Consider the following 4,726-nt stretch of genomic DNA (forward strand, 5'->3'; position numbering starts at 1 on the left):
CTTGAAACCTGTCGTGGCGTGACCCGTCACCGTGGGTTCGAACCCCACGCTCGCCGCCGTTTGGAGAACCACCTGCTCAGGGCGGGGGCCGAGTGCGCTCGGCACCCGCCCTCGGTGTTTCCCCGGTGGCCGCGGGCGCCGACTGTGGAGCGGCCGGGAAACGGATGCGGGCGGCCGGGTTGACCCTGACACGGTGGCAGGGGATGGAGTGGTCGCATCATGTTGAACATCGGAGACTTCGCCAGCCACGGCCGGGTGTCGGTGCGGATGCTGCGCCACTACGACGCGATCGGGCTGCTGCGGCCCGCCCGGGTGGACTCGGTCAGCGGGTACCGCTTCTACGAGGCGTCCCAACTCGCCCGGCTCAACCGGGTGATCGCGCTCAAGGAGCTCGGCTTCACGCTGCAGCAGGTGCGCGCCGTCCTGGACGAGCAGGTGGACGCGGCCGAACTGCGCGGGATGCTGCGGCTGCGGCGGGCCCAGCTCGCCGAGGCGATCGCGGCCGACGAGCTGCGGCTGGCCCGGGTGGAGGCGAGGCTCCGGACGATCGAGAGTGAGGGAACCATGTCCACGCACGATGTCGTGGTGAAGTCGGTGCCGTCCGTCCGGGTGGCCCAACTGGCCGGTGTGGCCGCGAGTTACGAGCCGGAGGACATCGGACCGGTGATCGGGCCGCTGTTCGCCGAACTGTGCCGGCGGCTGACCGAGGCCGGGATCGAGGCGACCGGCCCGTCCGTCGCCCGCTACCAGGACGCGCCGGAGGGCAACGGCTCGGTGCTGGTCCTGGTCGCCGTCCCGGTCGGCCCGTCGGTGCGGCCGGACGCGCACGACTTCGAGGTGCTCGACCTGCCGCCGATCGAGGAGGCGGCGACGATCGTGCACCGCGGTCCGATGGACGAGGTGCTGGGCACGGTCCAGGAACTGGCCCGCTTCATCGAGGAGAACGGCTACCGCTCGGCCGGCTACGGCCGGGAGCTGTACCTGGAGTGCCCGGAGGACCGGGCCGGATGGGTCACCGAGCTCCAGGAGCCGGTGGTCCGCCGGTAGCGGCGTTTGCCCTCGACCAGGTCGAGGGCCCTAGCGTCGCCCGGCATGACCACCGCCTCCACCGCCGGCACCGGTTCCGGTCCGTCGCCGCGGGCTGCGCTGCCCCGGACGTACCTGCTCTGGCTGGCCGGTGTCCAGGCCGGACTGCTGGGCGACGCCGCGCTGTACTTCGGCCTCGGCTGGGCCGCCTCCGCGCACGGCGGCGGAGCGGCCGGACTGGTCCTGACGGCGATCACGGTGCCGCGCACCGCGCTGGTCCTGCTGGGCGGCGCGGTCGCGGACCGGTTCGGCGCCCGTCGGGTGATGGTCGTCGGGGACACGGTGATGCTGGCCATGACCGTCGCGCCGGCGCTGGTGGCGGCCGACCGGGGGACGCCGCTGTGGCTGCTGGTCGCGGCGGCCGCCGTGATCGGGACGGTCGACGCCTTCCACCTCCCGGCGAGCGGTTCGATGCCGCGCCGGCTGGTACCCGCCGACCGGCTGCCCCGGGCACTCGCCCTGCGGCAGGCCGGCGGGCAGACCGCCGTCCTGCTCGGGGCACCGCTGGGCGGCCTGCTGGTCGCGGGCGGCGGACTGTCCGGCGCGGCGCTGGCGGACGCGGCGAGCTTCGGGGTCGTGCTGCTGGTCCTGCGGCGGGTGCGCCCCCGGGCGGACGGGCCGTCCGGTCCACGGACCGGCCTGCTGCGCGACGCGGCGTCCGGCGTCCGGTTCGCCCTGGCGGACCCGCTGCTGCGGGCCGCGCTGCTGCTCACCGGCGTGGCGGCCGGGGCACTGCTGCCGGTGGTGTCACTGCTCGGCCCGCTGCTCGCCCGGGCGCACGGCTGGGTGGCCGGAACGGCGGGACTGGTGAGCGCCGGGCAGGCGGCCGGGGTGCTGGCGGTGGCCGGCCTGGTCGCCCGGCGGGGCACGCTTCCCCGGGCCGGTGTGGGGGCGGCGGCCGGGCTCTGTACGGCGTCGGCGGGGATCGCGCTGCTGGCGGCGGCCGCGGGACCGGTGGCGGCGGTGGCCGGCAGTACGGTGGCGGGCCTCGGTTCGGGGCTCTTCGCCTGCCACCTCGGCCCGCTGGTGCTGACCGGCGCACCGCAGACCCATCTCTCGCGCGTCCAGGCCCTGTTGACGCTCGGGCAGAGCCTGGCCCTGGTGCTCTCGAACGCCCTGCTGGGCCTGCTCTCGGACGCGGCGGGTGCCACCCTGCCGACGATCCTCTGCGCCCTCGCCACGGCTGCCGCAGGCCTCACCGCCCTGGCCACCCCGATCCTCCGCCGGGCCTGAGCCACGCGGTCGCCCTTCCGGTCGGTACCCCCGGGCCGCCGCCCACGTCCGGAGGCTTCGCGGCGCCCCTCCCCGCCGGCTCGGGCGGCGCCTCCCGCCCCCGCCCGTCCGCCGTGCGGCCCACTTGCCCGGCCCCTGCCGTCCGGGCAGAGTGCGGAGGTGGAGGCGGGCAGGCGGCGAGTGGAGGCGGCGATGAGTGATCTGACGGACCGACTGGCGCAGGGCCTCCCGGACGGGGCCCTCGTGGTGGACCCGGACGTGACCGCCGCGTACCGCCACGACATGGCGGGCTTCTGCGCGGCCGGGCAGCCCGCCGTGGTGGTGTTCCCGGAGACGGTCGAGCAGGTGCAGCACGTGCTGCGGACCGCGACCGAGCTGCGCGTCCCCGTGGTGCCGCAGGGCGCCCGGACCGGGCTGTCGGGTGCGGCGAACGCGGTGGACGGCTGCGTCGTGCTGTCGCTGGTGAAGCTGAACCGGATCCTGGAGATCGACCCGGTGAACCGGATCGCGGTGGTCGAGCCCGGCGTGGTGAACGCCGAACTCTCCCGCGCTGCCGAGGAGTCGGGTCTCTCGTACCCGCCGGACCCGTCCAGCTGGGAGTCCTGCACGATCGGCGGCAACATCGGCACCGGTGCGGGCGGTCTCTGCTGCGTGAAGTACGGCGTCACCAGCGAGTACGTGCTCGGGCTGGACGTGGTGCTGGCGGACGGGCGGCTGTTGTCCACCGGCCGCCGGACGGCGAAGGGCGTGGCCGGGTACGACCTGACCAGGCTGTTCGTCGGCTCGGAGGGGACGCTCGGCGTGGTGGTCCGGGCGGTGCTGGCGCTGCGGCCGGCGCCGGCCCCGCAGCTGGCGTTGGCGGCGGAGTTCCCGAGCGCGGACGCGGCCGGGGCGGCGGTCTGCGAGGTGATGGCGCGCGGTCTGACACCGTCGCTGATGGAGCTGATGGACGCGGTCTCGGTGCGGGCCGTCAACGAGTTGGGGCGGATGGGGCTGCCCGAGTCCACCCAGGCGCTGCTGCTGGTGGCCTTCGACGGGCCGGACCGGGTGGCCGAGCTGGCGCGGGTCGCGCAGCTGTGCCGGGAGGCCGGGGCGACCGAGGTGGTGCCGGCCGAGGACCAGGCGGAGTCCGATCTGCTGCTGGCCGCCCGGCGGATGGCGCTGCCCGCGCTGGACCGGCTGGGCACCACGATGATCGACGACGTGGCGGTGCCGCGCTCCCGGCTGGCGGAGATGCTGAACGGTGTCGCGGTGATCGCGGAGCGGCACGGGCTGACCATCGGGGTGGTCAGTCACGCCGGGGACGGCAACACCCACCCGATCGTCATTTTCGACGCCTCGGACGGGGAGCAGACGGCCCGCGCCCAGCGCTCCTTCGACGAGATCATGGCGCTCGGGCTGGAGCTGGGCGGCACGATCACCGGGGAGCACGGGGTGGGGCTGCTGAAGCGGGACTGGCTGGCCCGCGAGCTGGGCCCGGTGGCGTTGGACCTGCAGCGGCGGTTGAAGGCGGTCTTCGATCCGCTGGGCATTCTGAATCCCGGCAAGATGATCTGATGTCCGTGCGCCTGGACGGATCTTCTGTGCCCGCACCCCCGCCGTCATGGTGTGACTTTCCGATGGTCTGTGAATGGCTGGGAAAGTCGACATGGGAGGGTGATCGAACTTTTTAGGGGCGCGTTTGTGATTCGTATGCGCCGGGATGGTGCGCCTGGCGGATCGCGTGATACTGCTGCGCCTCCCACCGGGGCGCCTCCGTCGGCGTCCGCCCGGGTGAACTCCCAGCTCGGCCGGGGTGTGTCGGCGCGGTGTCCGATTTCCCGGTCGTTATGCGCGGGTCGGGTGGATATCACGCTAACGGGCGAAATACGCCCTGCGGGCTAGTGCTTTGTCGATTTGTTGCGGAAGGCTGTCTTCCGGCGTCGCAGCCCGCAGGTGTTCGTCTGACCGGCGAACCTTGCGCACCTTGATCGACCATTGCACGATTAACAGCTTCTCGGAGGCATTCATGGCTCGCATCCACACCCGTCGGATGGCCGAAATCCTGCTCGCCGGCCCGCTCGCGGCCGGCCTGCTGTCGGCCGGTGCCGGTGCTGCCGCCGCCGCCGACAGCGGAGCGGGTACCGGGGCCCGTTCCGACGCCGGTGTGGTCTCCGACACCGTCGGCTGACCGACCGCCCGGCCGAGTGACGGCACCGGGCACCACGGAAGGCGGGGGCGCCGGACGTGGGTGGCCGCGGGTGAGCTGAGCAGCCGCGGGCGGGCCCGGACCGGAACGGAACGGCCGGAACGGACACCGAGGTACCAACGCATCACACCAGAGGGACCAGAGGGAACAGCGCATTCGACCGGCCGGCGGAAAGGGTCACCGCGAAACCGGCCTCGTGGGCGGTGCCGCCACCGGCAC

The 4,726-nt window shown here is 73.9% G+C and carries 5 protein-coding genes; 4 read left to right on the forward strand and 1 reads right to left on the reverse strand.

Annotation, left to right across the window (positions count from 1 at the left end; genetic code table 11):
• Positions 1-219: 219 nt before the first annotated feature.
• The 3 genes from ACFU7Y_RS40485 (at position 220) to ACFU7Y_RS40495 (ending at position 3,876) form a co-directional block, all read left to right on the forward strand.
• The gene (locus tag ACFU7Y_RS40485) at positions 220-1,047 is read left to right on the forward strand and encodes a MerR family transcriptional regulator (RefSeq protein WP_224285045.1); all 828 of its coding nucleotides are present in this window, start codon (positions 220-222) and stop codon (positions 1,045-1,047) included.
• Between the two features lie 45 nt (positions 1,048-1,092).
• On the forward strand, positions 1,093-2,319 hold the full coding sequence (locus ACFU7Y_RS40490; protein ID WP_380771383.1) for an MFS transporter: 1,227 nt from the start codon (positions 1,093-1,095) through the stop codon (positions 2,317-2,319).
• 192 nt (positions 2,320-2,511) lie between these two features.
• Positions 2,512-3,876 (forward strand): FAD-binding oxidoreductase, encoded by a 1,365-nt coding sequence (locus ACFU7Y_RS40495; protein WP_224282395.1) that lies wholly within the window; start codon positions 2,512-2,514, stop codon positions 3,874-3,876.
• Between the two features lie 297 nt (positions 3,877-4,173).
• On the opposite strand, the gene ACFU7Y_RS40500 is transcribed toward ACFU7Y_RS40495, so the two are convergent.
• Positions 4,174-4,329: a hypothetical protein gene (locus tag ACFU7Y_RS40500; RefSeq protein WP_380771385.1), complete on the reverse strand. Its 156-nt coding sequence runs from the start codon at positions 4,327-4,329 to the stop codon at positions 4,174-4,176.
• Here ACFU7Y_RS40500 and ACFU7Y_RS40505 point away from each other — a divergent pair.
• Positions 4,328-4,489: a hypothetical protein gene (locus tag ACFU7Y_RS40505; protein WP_380771387.1), complete on the forward strand. Its 162-nt coding sequence runs from the start codon at positions 4,328-4,330 to the stop codon at positions 4,487-4,489. The genes ACFU7Y_RS40500 and ACFU7Y_RS40505 overlap by 2 nt on opposite strands.
• Positions 4,490-4,726: the final 237 nt, after the last annotated feature.

Origin of the sequence: Kitasatospora sp. NPDC057542 (genome assembly GCF_042801945.1) — a bacterium.
Classification (GTDB): Bacteria; Actinomycetota; Actinomycetes; order Streptomycetales; family Streptomycetaceae; genus Kitasatospora.